The organism is Pseudomonas sp. Fl4BN1 (assembly GCF_009908285.1).
Classification (GTDB): Bacteria; Pseudomonadota; Gammaproteobacteria; order Pseudomonadales; family Pseudomonadaceae; genus Aquipseudomonas.
In genome coordinates this window covers 115139-136594 of the sequence record NZ_JAAARM010000002.1, presented here as the reverse complement: position 1 = coordinate 136594, position 21456 = coordinate 115139, and the positions used below count along the sequence as shown (strand labels likewise).

Below are 21456 nucleotides of genomic sequence, written 5' to 3'. Positions count from 1 at the left end.
TAGGAGCCGGCTTGCCGGCGAAGGCGATCTAAGACACCAGCAACGTCTCAGCCAGCGCCTCGATCTGCTCCTGGCGCTCGGCCTGGTTCAGGCGCGCATGGGGGTTGAGCGACGACCACTGCGGGTGCGCCCGGGCCTTGTTCAGGGCCTCCGGCAACTTGCCTTCGCGCCAGCTTTTGTCCTCCGGCGTGGCCAACCGGATGCTGTCCATGGCTGCATGCCCGCGCAGGTTCAGGGCCTGCACCAGTTGGCGCTGACGCAGGGCCAGCAGACGCAGCACGCTGTCGTCCACCGTCAGCTCACGCTGGCCCTTGAGCTTGCCCAGCAAGCGGCTGCCGTAGCTGCGGGCGGTCTGCAGTGCGCCGCCGGCGATGGCCCCGGCCAGGGCAGCGGCCCCCAGGGTCAAACCGCCCACCAGCAAGTCCACCCCCGCGCCGGCCGCGGCTCCGGCGGCAATGCCGCTGCCCACCCGCACCCCCAGCTGCTTGAGGGTTTCCGGGTTGAACAGGTCATCGCCCCAGCGCCCATCCAGCAACGGCAGGTCGCTGGCCGAGGCATCTTCGGGGCGGAAGGCGTAAAGCTTGAGCAGGGCTTCGACACAGCGTTGTTCACGTTGGCGAATGGCCTGGCGCAACTCGCCGATGGCCTGTTGTTCCTGTTGTTTGTCGCTGGCCACGCTGCGGCGGCAGGCGGCGCAGTCCACCAGCAACTCGGCAATCAGTCGCGCGGCGCCTTGCTGGCGCACCAGGCGCTGGGCCTGCTGGTCGTCGATCAGCCGTTGCAGGGCCGGGCGGGCGTGCTCCAGCAGCAGGGCCAGGCTTTCATACAGGCGACGCTCGCCGTCTTCCGGCGGGGCCACGCTGTCGAAGCGCACCAGGGCGTGCAGGCCCAGGCGGGCCAGGGCCTCGCGCCAGTCGTCTGTGCGCTGCTCGGCGCTGCTGACGAAATTCAGTACCGGCAGTAGCGGCTTGCCGCAGCCGGTCAGCACTTGCAGTTCATCGCGATATTTGGCCAGCACCGGTTCCCGGGCATCGATCACATAGAGTCCGGCGTCCGAGGCCAGGAGCTGGCGCAGGACCTTGGCTTCCTGTTCGAAACGTTGCCGGGCCTCGCTGCTGTCGAGAAAGCGTACCAGTCGTGCCGGGCCGTCCAGGCGTTCACCGGGGCGCTCCAGGCGTTCCAGATAGTCCAACAGGGCAATCGCGTCCTCCAGACCGGGGGTGTCGTACAGCTCCAGCAACGGCTGGCCATCCACCGAAAGGCGGGCACCTTCCACATGCCGGGTGGTGCTGGGGCGATGGGAGACTTCGCCAAAGCCTACGTCCCGGGTCAGGGTGCGCAGTAGGGAGGTCTTGCCGACGTTGGTGTGGCCGACCACCGCCAGTTTCAGTGGTTTCTGGCGGGCATCAGTCATGACCGGTCTCCAACCAGTTGAGGGGGATGCAATCGGCGAACGGCAGTTCCAACTGTTGCAGGGCAGCGTGCCAGTCTCCCAGGCGGTCAGCATCCAGGGCCTGGCCGGGCGGTGCCTGGAGCAGCCAGACCCGGGTCGCGGTGGCATTGCGCGCCAGTTCGGCGATCAGCCCCAGGCTGCCGCGATCCGGTGAGCGCCGGGGGTCGCAGGCGATCACCAGGCGCGCCGGGGGGAAGCGGCTCATCTGTTCCAGCAGGCGGTTGCGCGATTCGCGGCTGTCGAGGATGCCGGCGTCCTTGATGCTGTCCGGCAGCTGCGGCGGCCAGGGGCGCTGGTTGTCCAGTTCGATGGCCACCAGCACGGCGCCGCTGCTGTCCTGGGCACTGACGCCGCCTTCGACGCGGTGCAATTGCTCCGGCGCCGCATCGTTGACCCCTAGGCGCTCGCTGCTGGGCATCAGGCGCTCCCGCAGTTGGGCGTAGCCCGGCAGGTTGAGGTCCAGTTGCAGGCGGGCCTGCCCGTGTTTCCAGCGCCAGCGACAGAACAGCATCAGCAGCAGGCGCGGCAGCACGCCGTAGATCACCACCAGGACCACCAGCCAGATGGCCCAGGACTGACGGATCAGTTCGGTGTTGTAGACATCCCGGGTGCTGGCCTGGATGGTCGCCACGCTGGGGGCGCCGAGGCCCAGGCCTCGCGGCAGGGCACTGAGGACGTTGGTAATGGCCACGAAGGCATCGCTGCCCAGCAGGGTGCTTTCCCAGACAAAGCTGTAGCGGTGGGTGGTCAGTAACAACAGCAGCATGACCACGGCGCTGAACAGGGCCAGGCACCACAGACCGTTGATCAGGCTGCCCAGGGCCCAGCGGTTGAGTTTGCGCCGTTGCAGCAACAGCAGCAGGGCCGGCGGCAATTGCGCGGCCTTGGCATCCCGGGAGAATTTCTCGCTGAGCCACAGCCACAGGCGGCCCAGGCTGGCGCCGTGTTCGCCGGCGAACAGCAGGCCGGCCAGCCAGCTCAGCAGCAGGATCAGGTTGATGCCCAGCAGGCTGCCCAGGGCCCAGAACACGTTCACCGGTTGCTGGGTGCTGCCCAGGGCGCTGAAGGCCAAGCCGGCGCCGCTGATCACCGCCAGTACCGAGAGCGCCAGCAGTGCCAGGCGTGCGCCCTGGTGCCAGTGCAGCAGGGCGCTGTGCAGGCCATCACGCTGGGCCAGCCACAGGGCACGGTTCTGGATCCGGGTCGCCAGGTCGCCGCCCTGGTTGCGGGCCAGGCGATTGGCTTCCTGATCCTCCAGCGGGCCGGCGTGTTCCTCGCGCAGGCGCACGGTTTCGGTCAGCCATAGGCGTTGCAGGGGAGTCAGTGCAGTCACGCGTCATTCCATCGCTCAAAAGTGCGCTGAGCATAACTGCTGCAGCGCGGGTCGGGGTACGTTGCCAGGTCCTGGTCCTCTGGTATCCTCGCCGGCATGAAAAAATCTCTCCCTCTCAGCCTGATCGCGGCCCTCGCACAAAACCGCGTGATCGGCGTCGACAACAGCATGCCCTGGCATTTGCCGGGGGATTTCAAATTTTTCAAGGCCACCACCCTGGGCAAGCCGATCATCATGGGGCGCAAGACCTGGGATTCTCTCGGCCGGCCCTTGCCGGGGCGGTTGAATATCGTGGTCAGTCGTCAGACCGATCTGGTGCTGGAAGGTGCCGAGGTCTATCCGTCGCTGGAAGCTGCGGTGGCCCGGGCCGAGGAATGGGCCCTGGAGCAGGGCGCCAGCGAGCTGATGCTGATTGGCGGCGCACAGCTCTATAGCCAAGGCTTGGAGCAGGCGGATCGTCTGTACCTGACGCGGGTGGCGTTGAATCCGCAAGGCGATGCCTGGTTTCCGGAATTCGATGAGCAGCAGTGGACGCTGGTGTCAGAGGTGCCGAACCCGCCGGAAGGGGACAAGCCGGCGTACAGCTTCGAGGTGTGGGAGAGAAGCTGAACGCTTCAAGCCACAAGCTGCAAGTAAAAGCCGACTGGCTCTTGCTTGCAGCGTGCAGCTGTTGTTTTACGCGTGTTCCAACTCTGAATGCTCATCGGCATCGAGCAACGCCTTGTCGGTCTGCTGCATCACCTGGCTGGTGATTGCGCCGGCAGTCATCGAACCGCTGACGTTCAGCGCCGTGCGGCCCATGTCGATCAGCGGCTCCACGGAAATCAGCAGCGCCACCAGCGACACCGGCAAGCCCATGGCCGGCAGCACGATCAGCGCGGCGAAGGTCGCGCCGCCGCCAACGCCGGCGACACCGGCCGAACTCAAGGTCACGATGGCCACCAGGGTGGCGATCCACAGCGGGTCCAGCGGGTTGATGCCCACGGTCGGGGCCACCATCACCGCCAGCATGGCCGGGTACAGGCCGGCGCAGCCGTTCTGGCCGATGGTGGCGCCGAACGAGGCCGCGAAGCTGGCGATGGACTGGGGAATGCCCAGGCGCCGGGTCTGGGCCTCGATGCTCAGGGGAATGCTGGCGGCGCTGGAGCGGCTGGTGAAGGCGAAGGTCAGCACCGGCCAGACCTTGCGGAAGAAGCGCAGCGGGTTGATCCCGGCCAGGGCAACCAGCAGGCCGTGGACCACGAACATCAGCCCCAGGCCGATGTACGACACCACCACGAAACTGCCGAGCTTGATGATGTCCTGCAGGTTGGAGCCGGCCACCACCTTGGTCATCAGGGCCAGCACGCCGTACGGGGTCAGCTTCATCACCAGGCGCACCAGGCGCATCACCCAGGCTTGCAGGGTGTCGATGGCGTTGAGCACTTTCTGGCCCTTGTCGGCATCATCCTTGAGCAATTGCAGCGCCGCGACGCCGAGGAAGGCGGCGAAGATCACCACGCTGATGATCGAGGTCGGCTTGGCCCGGGCCAGGTCGGCGAAGGGGTTCTGCGGGATGAACGACAGCAGCAGTTGCGGCACGTTGAGGTCGGCGACCTTGCCTGCGTAATCGCTCTGGATCACTTGCAGGCGGGCCAATTCCTGGGTGCCGGCCACCAGCCCTTCGGCAGTCAGGCCGAATAGGTTGGTCAGGCCGATGCCCAGCAGCGCCGCAATGGCGGTGGTGAACAGCAGGGTGCCGATGGTCAGGAAGCTGATCTTGCCCAGGGACGAGGCGTTGTGCAGGCGTGCCACGGCGCTGAGGATCGAGGCGAACACCAGCGGGATCACGATCATCTGCAGCAACTGCACGTAACCGTTGCCGACCAGGTCGAACCAGCTGATGGAAGCCTTGAGCACCGGGTTGCCGGCGCCGTAGATGCTGTGCAGGGCGATGCCGAAGACCACGCCCAGCACCAGGGCCAGGAGGACTTTTTTGGCCAGGCTCCAGGTGGTGTGGCGGGTTTGTGCCAGGCCGAACAGCAAGGCCAGGAACACCAGCAGATTGAGGGTCAGCGGCAGATTCATTGAGGCTCCGATAAGACGAGTGCCAATCGCGGCTCAGGGCGATTGCGAACCGGCAAGCCTAACAGCTTGAAATCTATTGAATTAATAACGATATCGCATGGCAACTGTCGTTTTTGGAATAAGCAGCTGACGCTCTGGCGTATGTGACTGGCGCTGACGGGACGCAGGCGGTCGTGTAGAGACGAGAACTGTCACAGGGATTTGTTAGCGTCGATGGCTTTCACTCAGGGAGAAACCGCAGATGAAGTTCGCGCCGAAATTCCTAGCTGTTGCACTCTGCCTGGGCCTCGCCGGCCAGGCCTTTGCCACCGAGTTGAAGCACTGGCCGCAAGACCAGGCCAAGCAGTTGGACGCAATGATCGCGGCCAACGCCAACAAGGGTAACTACGCGGTGTTCGACATGGACAACACCAGTTACCGCTACGACCTGGAAGAATCCCTGCTGCCCTACATGGAGAACAAGGGCCTGATCACCCGCGAGACCCTCGATCCGTCGTTGAAGCTGATTCCGTTCAAGGACACCGCGGACCACAAGGAAAGCCTGTTCAGCTACTACTACCGCCTCTGCGAAGTCGACGACATGGTCTGCTACCCCTGGGTGGCCCAGGTGTTCTCGGGTTTCACCCTCAAGGAGCTCAAGGGCTACGTTGATGAACTGATGGCGTCCGGCAAGCCGGTGCCGAGCACCTATTACGACGGTGACGTGGTCAAGACCATCGAGGTCAACCCGCCCAAGGTCTTCACCGGCCAGGCCGAGCTGTACAACAAGCTGATGGAGAACGGCATCGAGGTCTATGTGATGACCGCCGCCTCCGAAGAGCTGGTGCGCATGGTCGCTGCCGATCCCAAGTACGGCTACAACGTCAAGCCGCAGAACGTGATCGGCGTGAGCACGCTGCTCAAGGACCGCAAGACCGGCGCCCTGACCACCGCGCGCAAACAGATCACTGATGGCAAGTATGACGAGAAAGCCAACCTCGGCCTGGAGCTGACCCCCTACCTGTGGACCCCGGCCACCTGGATGGCGGGCAAGCACGCGGCGATCCTGACCTACATCGATGAATGGAAGAAACCGGTACTGGTGGGCGGCGATACTCCGACCAGCGACGGCTACATGCTGTTCCACAGCGTCGACGTGGCCAAGGGCGGCATACACCTGTGGGTCAACCGCAAGGACAAGTACATGACCCAGCTCAACGGCATGATTGCCAAGCACGCCGCCGCCCAGGCCAAGGAAGGGCTGCCGGTGACTGCGGACAAGAACTGGGTGATCGTCAAGCCGGAGGACATTCAGTAGCCCACCCCTTGGGCCTGGAGGTGCACTTACGGACGCCTTCGCTGGCAAGCCAGCTCCTACAGGACGCCTGCCCCCCTTTGTAGGAGCCGGCTTGCCGGCGAAGAGGCCCTTGGTCCTGGAGGTGCACTTACGGACGCCTTCGCTGGCAAGCCAGCTCCTACAGAACGCCTGCCCCCTTTGTAGGAGCCGGCTTGCCGGCGAAGAGGCCCTTGGTCCTGGAGGTGCACTTACGGACGCCTTCGCTGGCAAGCCAGCTCCTACAGGATGTCTGCCCCCTTTGTAGGAGCCGGCTTGTCGGCGAAGAGGCCCTTGGTCCTTGAGGTGCACTTACGGACGCCTTCGCTGGCAAGCCAGCTCCTACAGAGTGCCTGCCCCCCTTTGTAGGAGCCGGCTTGCCGGCGAAGAGGCCCTTGTTCCTTGAGGCGCATTCACGGACGTCTTCGCTGGCAAGCCAGCTCCTACAGGACGTCTGTCACCCTGTGTAGGCACCGGCAATATGCCGAGAATGTTTCAACTTGTGACTCGCAAACCCCCTCTGCCATAATCGCGCCCGTTTCTCTTCCCTCGCCTGCTCTCCCTGTGCCGGGTTCATCCCCGATTGCACGTAATGGACTACGTTGTGAGCTATCTCTCGATTGAATTCGGCCTCTGCTTCATCTTGTTCTTCGTTCTGTACTGGGGCCTGGGCTTCAGCCTGCGGTTGCAGAATGGCCTGTTGCTGGCCGCCAGCTACGCGATCCTCGCCAGTTTCAGCCTGAACTTCCTCTACATCCTGCTGGGCTACACGGCCCTGGTGTACCTGCTCGGCCTGTTGAGCCAGCGTTACCCCGGGCGAGGCTGGGTCAACGGCCTGATGTTGCTGTTGGTGCTGGGGGCCTTCTACCTGTTCAAGTACCAGGACTTCTTCACCAGCACGGTGCAGAACGCCTTCGCTCAGTTTGGAGTGGAAGTGTCGCTGCCGCTGCTGGAAGTGCTACTGCCGGTGGGGCTGTCGTTCTACGCCTTCCACTCGGTCAGCTACCTGGTGTCGATCAATCGCCGTGAACTGACGCCCGGCTCGCCGTTCGACCTGGCGCTGTACCTGGCGTTTTTCCCCAGCCTGATTGCTGGTCCGGTAAACCGGGCGATACCGATGCTGGCGCAGATCAACCCGCCGCAGTTGCGCCAGGTGCTGGAGCCGCAACGGGCGCTGGGTTTGATCGCAGTGGCGGTGGTCAAGCTGTTCTTCCTCAGCTCGTGGCTGGCCAACGAGTGGGTCGATCCGGTGTTCGATAGCCCGGTGGCGTTTTCCGCCGAGCAGATCCTGCGGGCGGTCTACGGCTATTCGTTCCTGATCTACTTCAACTTCAGCGGCTATACCGATCTGGTGACCGGCATCGCCTTGCTGCTGGGCTTTCGCCTGCCCTTGAACTTCAACTACCCCTATGCGGCGCGCAACCTCAAGGAGTTCTGGGGGCGCTGGCATATCAGTCTGTCGACCTTCATTCGCGACTACGTGTACATCCCCCTGGGGGGCAACCGGGGTCCGGTCTGGCGCGGCAATCTGAACATGCTGCTGGCCATGCTGATTTCCGGGCTGTGGCACGGTGCTAGCGCCAACTTCATCATCTGGGGCGCGCTGCATGGCGTCGGCCTGGCACTGTACAAACTGTGCAGTCCGTTGCTGGCCCGGGGGCCCAGCTGGATCGGCGCGGACCTTACGGCCCGCTTGCTGACCTTCCACTATGTGGCGTTCGCCTGGATCTTCTTCCGTTGCGCGACCCTGCCCGATGCCCTGGACATGCTCGCGGGCCTGGGTGGCTTGTCCTTCGCCGGGCTGGCCAGCAGTGCCGCGTCGTTGCTGGGCTGCCTGTTGTTCGTCGCTCTTTACCCGCGGATCGTGGCACTGCTGCGCCGGGTGTTCGACGCCGCCACCGGCTTGCCGTGGCTGCTGTATCCAGTGCCGCTGGGGCTGTTTATCTGTCTGGTCATCTTCGCCTCACCGTCGGGCGTGCCGGGGTTCATCTATGCCAGTTTCTAACCGTTCGCCGTTGTCGGCCAGTCTCGGTAGTGCGGCCAAGGTGCTCTATGCCCTGGTGGTGACGAGCCTGTTGCTGGTGTGGTTCAACCAGCAATCGATCAGCCTCTACTGCCAGCAGAAATACCACGAAGGCTGCGAGATTCCAGGGTTGTCGCAGAACCCGCAGTGGCGCTTTGGCGCGCAACTCAATCAGAACCTTGAGAGTGCCCGGGTGGCTTTTGTCGGCAATTTTACCGACCAGGCCGACGTGAACTTGGTGGCCCAGTCTGACGCGGCCGCAGATGAAGAGCCGGAGCCGTTGCCGAAGGTTGTTTCGGCTCCCACCGTCCAGGCCGAGCAGCCACCGGCTGTACCGGCGTCTCATCCGGCAGTGGTAGTCGCGCCGGATCCCGCTGTGGTCCACCCGCAACCTGTGGTGGTGGCTCCTGTGATCAACCACCCGCCGATGGTCGAGCAGGGGACTGGCACGCCGTTGATGGCCAGCCTGGCGGCCGGAGATGAGGTGTTCTTCGTCGGTGACTCCTTGATGCAGGGCGTGGCGCCGCACATGGCCAACACCTTGCGCAAACGCTACAACGTCAAGAGCCTCAACCTCAGCAAACAGAGCACCGGGCTGGCCTATCCAAGCTTCTTCAACTGGCCCAAGACCGTTGAAAGCACCCTGGCCGGCAATCCGAATATTCGCCTGATGGTGATCTTCCTCGGCCCCAACGACCCGTGGGACATGCCTGAGGTCAAGGGCAAGCCGTTCCTGCGCTTCAAGAAGCCGGACTGGGAGGAAGCCTACCGCCGGCGCATCGATTCGATTCTCGAAACCGCCCAGGCGCATAATGTGCAAGTGATCTGGGTCGGTCCGCCGAACATGGAGAAGGCCAAGCTGTCTACGGCAATGGCCTACCTGAGCGAGCTGTACAAGAGCCAGATCGAGCTGTACCACCAGCATTTTGTCTCGGCCAACGAGATTCTCGGTTACCAGAACGACGAGTTTTCCTATTACCGCACCACCGGGGATGGCAAGAAGGTCAAGACCCGGGTCGACGACGGTATTCATTTCACCCCCACTGGACAGAGACTGATCGCTGAGCGTGTGATCTCGCTGATCAGCTTTCCCAGTGAACAATTGACGGAGCAGCACTGATATGGGGCGACTGCAAGGCATTGCGCTATTGCTGGGCATCTCCTTGCTGAGCAGTTGCAGCCCGACCACCGAGGTTCAGGCCACTCCTGCCTCGGCCCTGGCCAAGGCCGGGAACGGCACGAAAAAGGTCGTGACTACCGGCACCGACCCGAACCTGGCGTTGTTGGCGCGCAAGTTCAGTACCTCCAACCGTACGCCCATCAGCATTGTGCAACTGGGGGATTCGCACACCGCCGCCGACCTGTTCAGCGGTGAAGTGCGCCGCCTGTTGCAGGCGCAATATGGTGACGGCGGCATTGGTTTCGTGGCTGCGACGCCGGTGCCCGGTACCCGTTACGAGCGCGTGATCCTCAGTGTCGCCAAGCGTCAGTGGTCGCTGGTATCGGCACGTAACCAACAGAGTAACCAGTTTCCCTTGGGCGGTTACCTGTCGCTGCCGATGACCCCGGGTGCCAGGGTGCATATCGCCGAGCGCCAGCCGAGCAATCAGCAGTACCGCATTTCGGCGTTGTACCAGGCAGCCACTAACAACACCGTGACGGCCCGGGACAACCTCAACAAGAGCAGCCGCATGCTCGCGGCCACGGGTGGGCAATGGCGCTTCAGCCCGCCGTTCAACAACCTGACCATGCCTCTGGACTTGAGCTTCGCCAACAACCAGGGGCTGGCCCTGGGCGGTTGGAACATCCTCGGGCAGAAGAGCGCCGGGGTGATCTACTCCTCCCTGGGCATCAATGGCGCGCGCCTGGATGTGCTGGACAAGTGGCAGCCCGGCTGGCTGGAAACCCTCAAGGCCCTGCGCCCGGACATGGTGGTGCTGGCCTATGGCACCAACGAAGCCTTCGATGACGATCTGGACCTGCAGCTGTACCGCAGCCAGTTGCAGGAGAAGGTCGCGCTGCTGCGCAAGAACCTGCCCAAGACCGTGATCCTGCTGGTGGGGGCTCCTGATTCGATCAAACGGCGCAATGCCGGGAGTTGTGCGGCCTCTCAGCCACAGCCGTTGCGGCAGATCATCCAGATCCAGAAGGACGTGGCGAAGAACAGCCGCACGCTGTTCTGGGACTGGCAGGCTTTCATGGGGGGCGATTGCTCGATCAGGCAGTGGCAGGGCAATGACCTGGCGCGCAATGATCTGGTCCACCTGACCGCCGATGGCTATCGCAAGAGCGCCGATGGGCTGTATCGCTTCTTGCGCGGGCAGCTGGGCGAACGCATGCCTTGAGCCTCCGTAGGAGCTGGCTTGCCAGCGAAGGCGTCCTTAAGGGCGATGCAGGGTCTGAAGGCCCATTCGCCGGCAAGCCGGCCCCTACAAGCTGTTGGAGCTGGCTTGCCAGCGAAGGCGTCCTTAAGGGCGATGCAGGGTCTGAAGGCCGATTCGCCGGCAAGCCGGCTCCTACAAGCTGTTGGAGCTGGCTTGCCAGCGAAGGCGTCCTTAAGGGCGATGCAGGGTCTGAAGGCCGATTCGCCGGCAAGCCGGCTCCTACAAGCTGTTGGAGCTGGCTTGCCAGCGAAGGCGTCCTTAAGGGCGATGCAGGGTCTGAAGGCCGATTCGCCGGCAAGCCGGCTCCTACAAGCTGTTGGAGCTGGCTTGCCAGCGAAGGCGTCCTTAAGGGCGATGCAGGGTCTGAAGGTCCATTCGCCGGCAAGCCGGCTCCTACAAGCTGTTGGAACTGGCTTGCCAGCGAAGAGGCCCTCAAGGGCAACCCAAGGTCAAAAAAATGCCCCGCACTTGGCGGGGCATTTTCATTTCAGGGTCAGGGCAATCACAGGCCGTCGAGCATCGCCTTGTTGCGCACGGCACCCTTGTCGGCACTGGTCGCCAGTAGGGCATAAGCCTTCAGCGCAGTAGTCACTTTGCGTGGGCGTTTCTCTACGGGCTTCCAGCCTTTCTGGTCCTGTGCGACGCGGCGGGCCGCCAGCTCTTCATCGCTGACCAGCAGGTTGATCGAGCGGTTCGGAATGTCGATCAAGACCTTGTCGCCATCCTGCACCAGGCCAATCGCACCACCCGCCGCCGCTTCCGGCGAAGCGTGGCCGATGGACAGGCCCGAGGTGCCGCCGGAGAAGCGGCCGTCGGTCAGCAGGGCACAGGCTTTGCCCAAGCCCTTGGACTTCAGGTACGAAGTTGGGTAGAGCATTTCCTGCATGCCCGGGCCGCCTTTCGGACCTTCGTAGCGAATGATCACGATGTCACCGGCCTTCACTTCGTCGGCAAGGATGCCGCGCACGGCGCTGTCCTGGCTTTCAAAGATTTTTGCATTGCCTTCGAAGACATGGATCGACTCGTCGACGCCGGCGGTCTTCACCACGCAGCCGTCCTGGGCGATGTTGCCGTACAGCACGGCCAGGCCGCCTTCTTTCGAGTAGGCGTGTTCGAAGCTGCGGATGCAGCCATTTTCACGGTCGTCGTCCAGGGTGTCCCAGCGGGTCGACTGGCTGAAGGCGGTCTGGGTCGGGATGCCCGCCGGGCCAGCCTTGAAGAAGTGGTGCACTGCTTCGTCGCTGGTCTGGGTGATGTCCCACTTGGCGATGGCATCGCTCATGGAACGGCTGTGCACGGTCGGCAGGTCGGTGTGCAACAGGCCACCGCGAGCCAGCGAGCCGAGGATGCTGAAGATGCCGCCGGCGCGGTGCACGTCTTCCATGTGGTACTTCTGGATGTTCGGCGCCACTTTGCACAGCTGTGGAACGCTGCGGGACAGCCGATCGATATCGCGCAGGTCGAAATCGATCTCGGCTTCCTGGGCGGCCGCCAGCAGGTGCAGGATGGTGTTGGTCGAACCGCCCATGGCGATGTCGAGCATCATGGCGTTCTCGAACGCCTTGAAGTTGGCGATGTTGCGCGGCAGTACCGACTCGTCGTTGTCGCCGTAGTAGCGCTTGCACAGATCGACGATGGTGCGGCCGGCCTGCAGGAACAGCTGTTCGCGGTCGCTGTGGGTGGCCAGGGTCGAACCGTTGCCCGGCAGGGCCAGGCCCAGGGCTTCGACCAGGCAGTTCATCGAGTTGGCGGTGAACATGCCGGAGCACGAGCCGCAGGTCGGGCAGGCGCTGCGCTCGTACTCGGCAACCTTCTCGTCAGAAGCGCTGGAGTCGGCGGCGATGACCATGGCGTCTACCAGGTCCAGGCCGTGAGCGGCGAGCTTGGTCTTGCCGGCTTCCATCGGGCCGCCGGAGACGAAGATCACCGGGATGTTCAGGCGCAGGGCGGCCATCAGCATGCCGGGGGTGATCTTGTCGCAGTTGGAGATGCAGACGATGGCGTCGGCGCAGTGGGCGTTGACCATGTACTCCACGGAGTCGGCGATGATCTCGCGGCTCGGCAGGGAATACAGCATGCCGTCATGGCCCATGGCGATGCCGTCATCCACGGCGATGGTATTGAACTCTTTGGCTACGCCACCGGCGCGTTCGATCTCGCGGGCGACCAGTTGGCCCAGGTCCTTCAGGTGCACGTGGCCCGGGACGAACTGGGTGAAGGAGTTGGCAATGGCGATGATCGGCTTCTTGAAGTCGTCATCTTTCATCCCCGTGGCGCGCCACAGGGCACGGGCGCCGGCCATGTTGCGGCCATGGGTGGACGTTTTCGAACGGTAATCAGGCATGAAGCACTCCGGGCGGCTAATCAGGTGACAAATGGGGAGTGAGCTTCTACTGACCTCGGGAACACTCAGAAATGGCCGTGTGTCCGAAGCTGCCGATGACCCCGCGGGATCGCCGCGAGACTCAGCCTGAGCTCATAAACCCGCCGGGGGATGACTGGCGATGAATCTGCCGATTCTACACCGCTGGCGTCAGGAAGGAATGCCGGGGCCGCTCTACGGCGTGAAGAGTGTCTTTACCCGGTACCCGCTGCCCGGACTCGGGGGGCTGAGGTAGACTGCGCGCCCTTCGAACGCTCGCCAATGGAACTGGAATGGCCACGACACTTCGAACCTTGAGGTTTTACCTCTGCGTGGGCCTGGTGCAGGGCGCGCTGCTGCTGGGTGTGGTGCTTTCCGGCGCGTTGTCGGACCTTGCCGTCGGCGCTGCCTGTGCGGCGGTGCTGATGGGCGGCGGCATGCTGCAGTTGGTGCCCGAGCGGCGGAGTGAATGGCGCACCTGGTGGGCGCTGATGATCCTGGCCCTGGTCACCGCTGGGCTGGTCATGGCCTGTCGAGGGCTGCCGTTGACCTCCCAGGTGCTGGGTGGGGTGGCGACAGGCTTGATCCTGCTGACGGTCCTTTGCGCTGCCGCGCTGCACGGGTGCGCCGACCTTGGACGGCGTTTCTGCGCCTACGTGCTGTGGGTGCTGCTGGCGCTGCCTATGCCGTGGATCGCTCAGGCGGCGTTCAAGCATTGGACGTCCAGCCAGCATCTCGATCCGTTCAAGGATGGCTGGCTGTCCCTGGTGTTTTTTGCCGGGCCGACCCTGGCATTGTCCATCGGCCTGTTCCTGATCAGCCTGTGCCTGGTTGCGCTACAGCGGCGCAGAAGCCCGGTGTCGGGTTGATCCTCATGCCGGCTTGCCCGCGTCATCTTGCCCCCGCACTTTCATAAAAGGATTTGCCATGCCTGCGCTGAGTCGCTCGCTGTTGTTCTATATCGTCATCGCCTTGGTACAAGGGGTGTTGCTGGTCAGTGGCCTGATCTATCCCCAGCCGGCGCTGGCCGCCGGTTCCTGCACTCTGGCCCTGGTGGCGGGCATCAACCTGCAATTGCTCGGCAGTGCGGTGCGCGAGCGTGGCACCTGGGCCCTGGTCCTGGGCCTGAGTGTGCTGCTGGCGGGGTTTTCCATCTGGGTGTTCATGCGTGATACCTACGACTGGTTGTGGAAGTTCTGGCCGTTCGTGGCGGTAGTGCTGGCGTATATCGGTACCGCATTTGTCATGAGCTGGCCAACTCGCGAGGGTAACCGCCCGCGCTACCAGGACCTGTTCCGGCATGCCTGGAACAACGCCTTCATCGTACTCCTGGCGCTGTTGGTGACCCTGGCCTTCAGCCTGTTGCTGTGGCTGTGCGGCAAGTTGTTCAGCATGCTCGGCATGCCCCTGCTGGGCGATCTGTTCACGTCTTCCTACTTCCTCTGCTTCAGCCAGCCGCTGTTCTTCTCCCTGGGCATGCGCATGGGCCGGGAAAACGAAAAGGTCATCGGCCTGCTGCGCGGTGTCCTGTTGACGGTGTGCCGCTACCTGCTTCCGCTCTGCGCGCTGATTACCCTGATCTTCACCTTGGCGTTGATGTTCACCGGGTTGCAGCCGATCTGGAGTACCGGTTACTCGTCGCAGATCCTGTTGTGCCTGACGGCGAGCAATCTGTTCCTGCTCAACGGCGTATTCCAGGACGGCCAGCACGATGTCGGTTATGCCAGGTTGCTCAAGCTGCTGGTCAACGCCAGCCTCTGCTGCCTACCGTTGCTGGTGCTGATGGCGGGTTATTCGAGCTGGCTGCGGATTGATCAATACGGCCTGACGCCGTCACGCTTCCTGGCGCTGTTCCTGATGGTCCTGGCCCTGGTCTATAGCCTGGCGGCGCTTTGGGCGGTGTTGGCCAGGCGCTCGGTGTGGCTCGCCAGCCTGAGCCGCAGCAACCCGTGGCTGGCCCTGTTGAGTTTCGTCGCGCTGTTGTTGCTCTTCACCCCGGTGCTGGACCCGCAGGCCCTGAGTGCCAGCAACCAGGTACAGCGCCTGCTGAGCGGGCGTACGCCAGTGGCCGACTTCGATGCCAGGACCCTGCGCCGGCATTTGGGCGAGCCCGGTCGGGCGCAGTTCAATGCGTTGCTCGAACAGGTGCGCCAGGGGCAGGTTCTGCAGGAGCCGGACCGGACCACCTTGCGCGAGCTGCTGGAATCGGTTTCCCGGGATGGCCAGTCCGTCGATTACCTGACCGCCAAGGTGCAATGGCTAGGCCCGGAGGTGGATGACAGCGCGCAATTGGTCGAGGTGCTGACGTCCAGAAGTGACTGCACGCCGCCCGGTTGTTTCGCCTGGGCGGTGGACCTGAATGACGACGGTGTCAACGAAGTGCTGCTGATCGGCAAGCACGCCTGGGAGTCTTCGGCGATGCTCTTTGCCCGTGATGGGCAAGGCGAGATCCTCTGGCGTTACACGGGCAAGTTCAACGGTATCAACGATGCTGCGGGGCTGATCGCGCAGATCCGCGAGGGCAAGATCAAGCCAGTGCGCCAGCACTACAAGACGTTCAAGGTCGACGGTGTGGAGCTGGACTTCCAGCGGGCCTACCGGCACCCATGATTGGCTGAAACAAAAATCCCGGCACATGGCCGGGATTTTTCTGTTCACTGCACTCAGCTGTTCGGCAGCAGGCGGCAGGTGATGCTCTTGATGTAGCGGGTTTCCGCGATGGCCGGGTGCACCGGGTGGTCCGGGCCCTGGCCGCCACGCTCGAGCATCTGGATATTGCGGTCCAGATGGCGGGCGCTGGTCAGCAGGATGTTCTGCAGGTCGTCTTCCGGCAGGTGCATGGAGCACGAAGCACTGACCAGGATCCCGTCCTTGCTCAGCAGGCGCATGGCTTGCTCGTTCAGGCGGCGGTAGGCGCCTTCGCCGTTCTTCATGTCTTTTTTGCGTTTGATGAAGGCCGGTGGATCGGCAACGATCACGTCGAAGCGCTCTTCGCTGGCCTTCAGCTCTTTCAGCGCTTCGAAGACGTCGCCTTCGATGCAGGTCATTTTTTCCGCGAAGCCGTTCAGCGCGGCGTTACGCTCTACGCCATCGAGGGCGAAGGCCGAGGCATCGACGCAGAACACTTCACTGGCGCCGAAGGCCGCGGCTTGTACGCCCCAGCCGCCGATGTAGCTGTACAGGTCGAGTACGCGCTTGCCCTTGGCATAAGGGGCCAGGCGGGCGCGGTTCATGCGGTGGTCGTAGAACCAGCCGGTTTTCTGGCCTTGGATCACCGGGGCTTCGAACTTCACGCCGTTTTCTTCCAGGGCAACCCACTCCGGCACCAGGCCGAACACGGTTTCCACGTAGCGGTTGAGGCCTTCGGCATCGCGCGCCGCGGAGTCGTTCTTGAACAGGATGCCGCTGGGCTTGAGCACCTGGGTCAGGGCCGCGATCACGTCTTCTTTATGAGCTTCCATGGTCGCCGAGGCGATCTGCACCACCAGGATGTCACCGAAACGGTCGACAACCAGGCCTGGCAGCAGGTCGGAGTCGCCGTACACCAAGCGGTAGAACGGCTTGTCGAACAGGCGCTCGCGCAGGGACAGGGCGACGTTCAGGCGGTGCACCAGCAGTGACTTGTCCAGGGGCAGCTTGATGTCGCGAGACAGCAGGCGCGCGCAGATCAGGTTGTTCGGGCTCATCGCGACGATGCCCAGGGGCTTGCCGCCGGCGGCTTCCAGTACCGCCTGGTCGCCTGCCTTGAAGCCGTGCAGAGGGGTGGCGGCTACATCGATTTCGTTGCTGTAGACCCACAGGTGGCCGGCGCGCAGGCGGCGATCGGCGTTGGCTTTGAGGCGCAGGCTTGGCAGGGACATGACGTCGCTCCGGAAAAAAGGGCGCGATTATACCCCGTCGCGAGACTTCAGCGATGGCCAATGGACCTGCGGCCAGCAGTGCAGGGTAAAGTTCCTGTCCGTTTGGCCAACATCGGCGCATTAAAGGTTAGAATCGCCGCCTGACCCAGAGTGTGTACTTATGTCCCAAGAGCTATCAGCCGAACAGATTCAACAGGCCTTGCAAGGCATCAGCGTGCCGCCCCAACCGCAAATCATGGTGGATTTGCAGATGGAGCAGTACATGCCCGACCCCGACCTGGAAGTGATTGCCAAGCTGATATCCCAGGACCCGGGCCTGTCCGGCGCACTGCTGAAGATCGTCAACTCGCCGTATTACGGCCTGAGCAACAAGATCGCCTCGATCCAGCGTGCGGTGAACCTGCTGGGCAGCCGTTCGATCATCAACCTGATCAACGCGCAGTCGATCAAGGGCGAGATGAGCGACGAAACCATCGTCACCCTCAACCGCTTCTGGGACACCGCCCAGGACGTGGCCATGACCTGTCTGACTCTGGCCAAGCGCACCGGCTCCCAGGCGGTCGATGAAGCCTATGCGCTGGGGCTGTTCCACGATTGTGGGGTGCCGCTGATGCTCAAGCGCTTCCCCAACTACATGGCAGTACTGGAGGAGGCCTACGGCGACGCGGGGCCGGAGCGGCGGGTGGTGGACACGGAAAACCATGCGTTCAATACCAACCATGCGGTGGTCGGTTACTACACGGCCAAGTCCTGGCGTTTGCCGGAGCACGTGACCAACGCCATTGCCAATCACCACAATGCCTTGGCGATCTTCAGCGACGAGTCGTCGCGCAACAGCCAGTTGAAGAACCTGCTGGCGATCCTGAAGATGGCCGAGCACATCTGTGCTTCCTACCGGGTGCTGGGCAACCAGGTCGAAGACCATGAATGGAACAGCATTGGCCATCTGATTCTCGACTATGTCGGCCTGTCGGATTACGACTTCGAGAGCCTCAAGGAAACCGTGCGCGAATTGGGCGCACACTGATTGTTCATGTCGCGATGAGTGCCAGGGGCGAAGATGCCTGAGTTACCGGAAGTCGAAACCACCCGGCGCGGGATCGCGCCGCACCTGGAAGGCCAGAAGGTCAGTCGGGTCATCGTCCGCGAGCGGCGCCTGCGCTGGCCGATCCCCGAGGACCTGGATGTGCGCCTGTCCGGGCAGCGCATCGTGAAGGTAGACCGGCGGGCCAAGTACCTGTTGATCAACGCTGAAGTTGGCACCTTGATCAGCCACTTGGGCATGTCGGGCAATCTGCGCCTGGTGGAGGCCGGCCTGCCGGCGGCCAAGCACGAACATGTGGACATCGAACTGGAGTCGGGGCTGGCCCTGCGCTACACGGACCCGCGCCGCTTTGGCGCCATGCTCTGGAGCCACGACCCACTGAATCATGAGCTGTTGATACGCCTGGGGCCGGAACCGCTGACCGACCTATTCGATGGCGAGCGCCTGTTCCAGCTGTCCCGGGGGCGCTCCATGGCGGTCAAGCCGTTCATCATGGACAACGCGGTGGTGGTGGGGGTGGGCAACATCTATGCGACCGAAGCGCTGTTCGCTGCGGGCATCGACCCGCGCCGCGAAGCCAAGGGCATTTCCCGGGCGCGTTATCTGAAGCTGGCGATCGAGATCAAACGGATTCTGGCCGCCGCCATCGAGCGCGGCGGCACCACTTTGCGCGATTTTATCGGGGGTGATGGTCAGCCAGGCTATTTCCAGCAGGAACTGTTCGTCTACGGCCGCGGCTATGAGCATTGCAAGGTCTGCGGCACGGAACTGCGCGAGGTCAAGCTGGGTCAGCGTGCCAGTGTCTTCTGCCCACGTTGCCAGAGCTGAAAAGCTTCGCCGGCAAGCAGCACGCCGCCCGGTCGCTCCTATAACGGATTGCCCCATAGGAGCCGGCTTGCGGGCGAAAGCGCCGGAATAGGCGCTCCCTCTCTACTCAAGCCTTACCGGTAATCTTCCGGTACTTGGCCATCAATTCTTCTTCCGTCTCTGGACGCGCTTCGTCCAGAGGGATGCAATCCACCGGACACACCTGCTGGCACTGCGGTTCGTCGTAGTGGCCGACGCACTGGGTGCACAGGTTCGGATCGATGACGTAGATCTCTTCGCCTTGGGAAATGGCCGCGTTGGGGCACTCGGGTTCGCAGACGTCGCAGTTGATGCAATCGTCGGTGATGATCAGGGACATGGGGTACTCCGGCCTGGGCGGCAGGCCCGGGCATGTAAAAACGAATGCGCGCAATTGTGCCGTATTGACGCCCGCAGTGCACGCGGGCGCGATGGCTGACGCCGGGCAATGGCCCCTGAACGGGGCCAGCGGGCTTATTTCTTGAAGCGCAGGGTCAGTGCGTCGGCGACCGCCGGGTGCACGAACTTGGTGATATCACCGCCCAGGGCAGCAATTTCACGGACCAGCGTCGAGGAAATGAACGAGTAGCGCTCCGACGGGGTGAGGAACAGGCTTTCCACGTCCGGCGCCAGTTGGCGGTTCATGTTGGCCAGCTGGAATTCGTATTCGAAGTCAGAAACGGCTCGCAGACCCCGCAGGAAGACGTTGGCGTTCTGCTCCTTGGCAAAATGCGCCAGCAGCGTGGAGAAGCCGACGACTTCAACGTTGGGCAGGTGCTTGGTCACCTCGCGCGCCAGTTCCACGCGCTGCTCCAGGGGGAACAGCGGGTTTTTCTTGGGGCTGGCGGCAACGGCGATGATCACGTGGTCGAACAGCCGCGAGGCGCGCTCGACCAGATCGCCGTGGCCCTTGGTAATAGGGTCGAAGGTACCTGGGTACAACACTCGGTTCATCGCGTCGTCCTGGCGGGAATCCGTTGGGGAGTCGGATGGTATCGCAGCCATCCCGGTCGGCCAAGTCGACTTTTAGGGAAGAAAGCACGATAGACGACGAAAATACCCCGCTTTTTCACACCGTTTTCAAGCGCTCTGCCAGGGCTGTGGCCAGCTGTGCCGTCAAGCCGTACACCGACAGCTGCGGGTTGGCGCCGATGCTGGTGGGGAACAGCGAGCCGTCGTGAATCGACAGATTGTGCAGTTGATGATGGCGCCCGAGGCTGTCGGTCACCGCGTTTTTCGGATCTTCGCCCATGGCACAGCCGCCCATCACGTGGGCGCTGCCCAGGCGGGTGCGGTACAGCGCCAGGTCCAGGCCGTCGATCTGCGCGCGGGCCTCGCTGAGGGTCTTGGCGAAACGGGAGTCGCTGTGCAGCGGCTTGACTGCCTTGGCACCGCCGGCGAACTGGATCTCCGCCATGCTGTGGAACGCCCGGCGCAGGCCATCCCAGGCGTAGGGCGAGACCTGATAGTCGAGTACCGGCGTACCGTCGCCGCGCAGCTCGACGCTGCCGCCGATGCTGTCGGGATGAAAACCGTCCCGCAGCAGGGCGATCATGGCGTGGGTATGGGGCAGTTGTTCCATGGACAACCCGCTCTGCGGCCCGAAACCACCCAGCAGGGTGCTGGCCAGGGCCGGTTGCAACGGCGGTACTTCGAGTTTGTAGGACATCTTGCCGGTGGTGCCGTCCTGCCATTGGAAATGGTCGGAGTAGATCGACTGCGGCGCGCCGTAGAAGGGGTTGATCACCTCATCGAACTGCCCGGCAGAGAAGTTCACCAAGTGCAGGAAGGTGCGCTTGCCCAGGCGCGAGTGCGGGTCCGGGGCATCGGAGCGCAATAGCAGGGCGGGGCTGTTGATACCGCCACCTGCCAGCACGTAATGCTTGGCCTTGACCGTGATCGTGCGTCCGGTAGGGGCTACGCAACGGGCGTCCATGGCCACGCATTGCAGGCTGGTGATCTTGTCGTCCTTGAACTGCAGGCGATCGGCCCGGGCCAGGTACAGCAGCTCGCCGCCTTTCTCCAGGGTCGCCGGGATGGTGGTCACCAGCATCGACTGCTTGGCGTTGGTCGGGCAGCCCAGGCCGCAGTAGCCCAGGTTCCAGCAGCCGCGCACATTGCGTGGAATCACGTGCCAGCTGTAGCCCAGGGTTTCACAGCCCTTGCGGATCACATCGTTGTTGGCGTTGGGTGGCATGGCCCAAGGTGCGACCCCCAGGCGTTGCTCCATTTTCTCGAACCAGGGTGCCATCTCGGTCGAGCTGTGACCCACCACTCCGTGTTCCCGGGCCCAGTGTTGCAGCGTCGGGTCGGGGGTACGAAAGCTCGAGGTCCAGTTGATCAAGGTGGTGCCGCCCACGGCGCGGCCTTGGAGGATGGTGATGGCGCCGTCCTTGCTCATGCGCCCGATGCCTTCCTGATAGAGGCTGGTGTAGGCCTGGTCCTCGAGCATCTTGAAGTCGTCGCTGGTCTTCAGCGGGCCTTCCTCGATCAGCAGCACCTTGTAGCCCGCGGCGCTGAGGATCTCGGCGGTAGTGCCACCCCCGGCACCGCTGCCGATGATGGCGACATCGGCTTCCAGGGTCAGGTCCTGCTCCAGCTGCGAGCCGTTGTAGGTTTTCCAGCCACGGTTCAGGCCTTCGCGGAACAGATCAGGTACGGGCATATTCGGTGCTCTCTTGTTATTGATGGCATGGCGCAAATGCACTGTAGCCGCCGCAGGCTGCGATGGCCTGCGAAGGAGCAGGGCTCTTGCAGTCCTTGGAACCTGC

The 21456-nt window shown here is 63.3% G+C and carries 17 protein-coding genes; 9 read left to right on the top strand and 8 right to left on the bottom strand.

All coding sequences use genetic code 11. The features are described 5' to 3' along the window. Nucleotides 1-28: 28 nt before the first annotated feature. Together GV818_RS02840 and GV818_RS02835 are read right to left on the bottom strand one after the other, a co-directional pair. On the bottom strand, nucleotides 29-1414 hold the full coding sequence (locus GV818_RS02840; RefSeq protein WP_161775773.1) for a GTPase/DUF3482 domain-containing protein: 1386 nt from the start codon (nucleotides 1412-1414) through the stop codon (nucleotides 29-31). Continuing rightward, nucleotides 1407-2786, bottom strand: coding sequence for a DUF2868 domain-containing protein (locus tag GV818_RS02835; RefSeq protein ID WP_161758664.1), 1380 nt, complete (start codon nucleotides 2784-2786; stop codon nucleotides 1407-1409). The genes GV818_RS02840 and GV818_RS02835 overlap by 8 nt, the downstream gene beginning before the upstream one ends. Before the next feature lie 96 nt (nucleotides 2787-2882). Here GV818_RS02835 and GV818_RS02830 point away from each other — a divergent pair, with 96 nt between their 5' ends. After that, complete coding sequence (locus GV818_RS02830) at nucleotides 2883-3395, top strand: dihydrofolate reductase (protein ID WP_161758663.1); 513 nt, start codon at nucleotides 2883-2885, stop codon at nucleotides 3393-3395. 66 nt (nucleotides 3396-3461) lie between these two features. Here the strand turns inward: GV818_RS02830 and GV818_RS02825 are convergent, their stop codons facing one another. Then, nucleotides 3462-4853: an L-cystine transporter gene (locus GV818_RS02825; RefSeq protein WP_161758662.1), complete on the bottom strand. Its 1392-nt coding sequence runs from the start codon at nucleotides 4851-4853 to the stop codon at nucleotides 3462-3464. Between the two features lie 241 nt (nucleotides 4854-5094). On the opposite strand from GV818_RS02825, the gene GV818_RS02820 reads away from it, so the two are divergent. The 4 genes from GV818_RS02820 (at nucleotide 5095) to GV818_RS02805 (ending at nucleotide 10533) form a co-directional block, all read left to right on the top strand. Continuing rightward, nucleotides 5095-6150, top strand: coding sequence for a haloacid dehalogenase-like hydrolase (locus GV818_RS02820; RefSeq protein WP_161775772.1), 1056 nt, complete (start codon nucleotides 5095-5097; stop codon nucleotides 6148-6150). 619 nt (nucleotides 6151-6769) lie between these two features. Further along, on the top strand, nucleotides 6770-8170 hold the full coding sequence (locus GV818_RS02815) for an MBOAT family O-acyltransferase (protein WP_368668932.1): 1401 nt from the start codon (nucleotides 6770-6772) through the stop codon (nucleotides 8168-8170). Beyond that, a complete protein-coding gene (locus tag GV818_RS02810; RefSeq protein WP_161758659.1) occupies nucleotides 8157-9308 on the top strand; it encodes an SGNH/GDSL hydrolase family protein in 1152 nt (383 codons plus the stop codon). The genes GV818_RS02815 and GV818_RS02810 overlap by 14 nt, the downstream gene beginning before the upstream one ends. A gap of 1 nt (nucleotide 9309) precedes the next feature. Then, on the top strand, nucleotides 9310-10533 hold the full coding sequence (locus GV818_RS02805; RefSeq protein WP_161775771.1) for an SGNH/GDSL hydrolase family protein: 1224 nt from the start codon (nucleotides 9310-9312) through the stop codon (nucleotides 10531-10533). 541 nt (nucleotides 10534-11074) lie between these two features. On the opposite strand, the gene ilvD is transcribed toward GV818_RS02805, so the two are convergent. Further along, nucleotides 11075-12916, bottom strand: coding sequence for a dihydroxy-acid dehydratase (gene ilvD, locus GV818_RS02800; protein WP_161758657.1), 1842 nt, complete (start codon nucleotides 12914-12916; stop codon nucleotides 11075-11077). A 311-nt stretch (nucleotides 12917-13227) separates the two neighbouring features. Between ilvD and GV818_RS02795 the strand changes: the two genes are divergently transcribed. Together GV818_RS02795 and GV818_RS02790 are read left to right on the top strand one after the other, a co-directional pair. Continuing rightward, entirely contained in the window at nucleotides 13228-13803 is a 576-nt protein-coding gene (locus tag GV818_RS02795) for a hypothetical protein (RefSeq protein ID WP_161775770.1), read from the top strand. 58 nt (nucleotides 13804-13861) lie between these two features. Continuing rightward, nucleotides 13862-15544, top strand: a complete 1683-nt coding sequence (locus GV818_RS02790; RefSeq protein WP_161775769.1) for a DUF4153 domain-containing protein — start codon at nucleotides 13862-13864, stop codon at nucleotides 15542-15544. Between the two features lie 53 nt (nucleotides 15545-15597). On the opposite strand, the gene GV818_RS02785 is transcribed toward GV818_RS02790, so the two are convergent. Then, nucleotides 15598-16794 (bottom strand): class I SAM-dependent rRNA methyltransferase, encoded by a 1197-nt coding sequence (locus GV818_RS02785; RefSeq protein ID WP_161758654.1) that lies wholly within the window; start codon nucleotides 16792-16794, stop codon nucleotides 15598-15600. 214 nt (nucleotides 16795-17008) lie between these two features. Here GV818_RS02785 and GV818_RS02780 point away from each other — a divergent pair, with 214 nt between their 5' ends. Together GV818_RS02780 and mutM are read left to right on the top strand one after the other, a co-directional pair. Beyond that, nucleotides 17009-17821, top strand: coding sequence for an HDOD domain-containing protein (locus GV818_RS02780; RefSeq protein WP_368668935.1), 813 nt, complete (start codon nucleotides 17009-17011; stop codon nucleotides 17819-17821). 33 nt (nucleotides 17822-17854) lie between these two features. Next, the gene (mutM, locus tag GV818_RS02775) at nucleotides 17855-18667 is read left to right on the top strand and encodes a bifunctional DNA-formamidopyrimidine glycosylase/DNA-(apurinic or apyrimidinic site) lyase (protein ID WP_161758652.1); all 813 of its coding nucleotides are present in this window, start codon (nucleotides 17855-17857) and stop codon (nucleotides 18665-18667) included. 106 nt (nucleotides 18668-18773) lie between these two features. Here mutM and GV818_RS02770 read toward each other — a convergent pair whose 3' ends face one another. The 3 genes from GV818_RS02770 to GV818_RS02760 form a co-directional block, all read right to left on the bottom strand. Then, the gene (locus GV818_RS02770) at nucleotides 18774-19025 is read right to left on the bottom strand and encodes a YfhL family 4Fe-4S dicluster ferredoxin (RefSeq protein ID WP_011064042.1); all 252 of its coding nucleotides are present in this window, start codon (nucleotides 19023-19025) and stop codon (nucleotides 18774-18776) included. 134 nt (nucleotides 19026-19159) lie between these two features. Beyond that, the gene (gene coaD / locus GV818_RS02765; protein WP_003176711.1) at nucleotides 19160-19639 is read right to left on the bottom strand and encodes a pantetheine-phosphate adenylyltransferase; all 480 of its coding nucleotides are present in this window, start codon (nucleotides 19637-19639) and stop codon (nucleotides 19160-19162) included. Nucleotides 19640-19754: 115 nt separating this feature from the next. Then, nucleotides 19755-21350, bottom strand: a complete 1596-nt coding sequence (locus GV818_RS02760; RefSeq protein ID WP_161775768.1) for a GMC family oxidoreductase — start codon at nucleotides 21348-21350, stop codon at nucleotides 19755-19757. Between the last annotated feature and the right edge of the window lie 106 nt (nucleotides 21351-21456).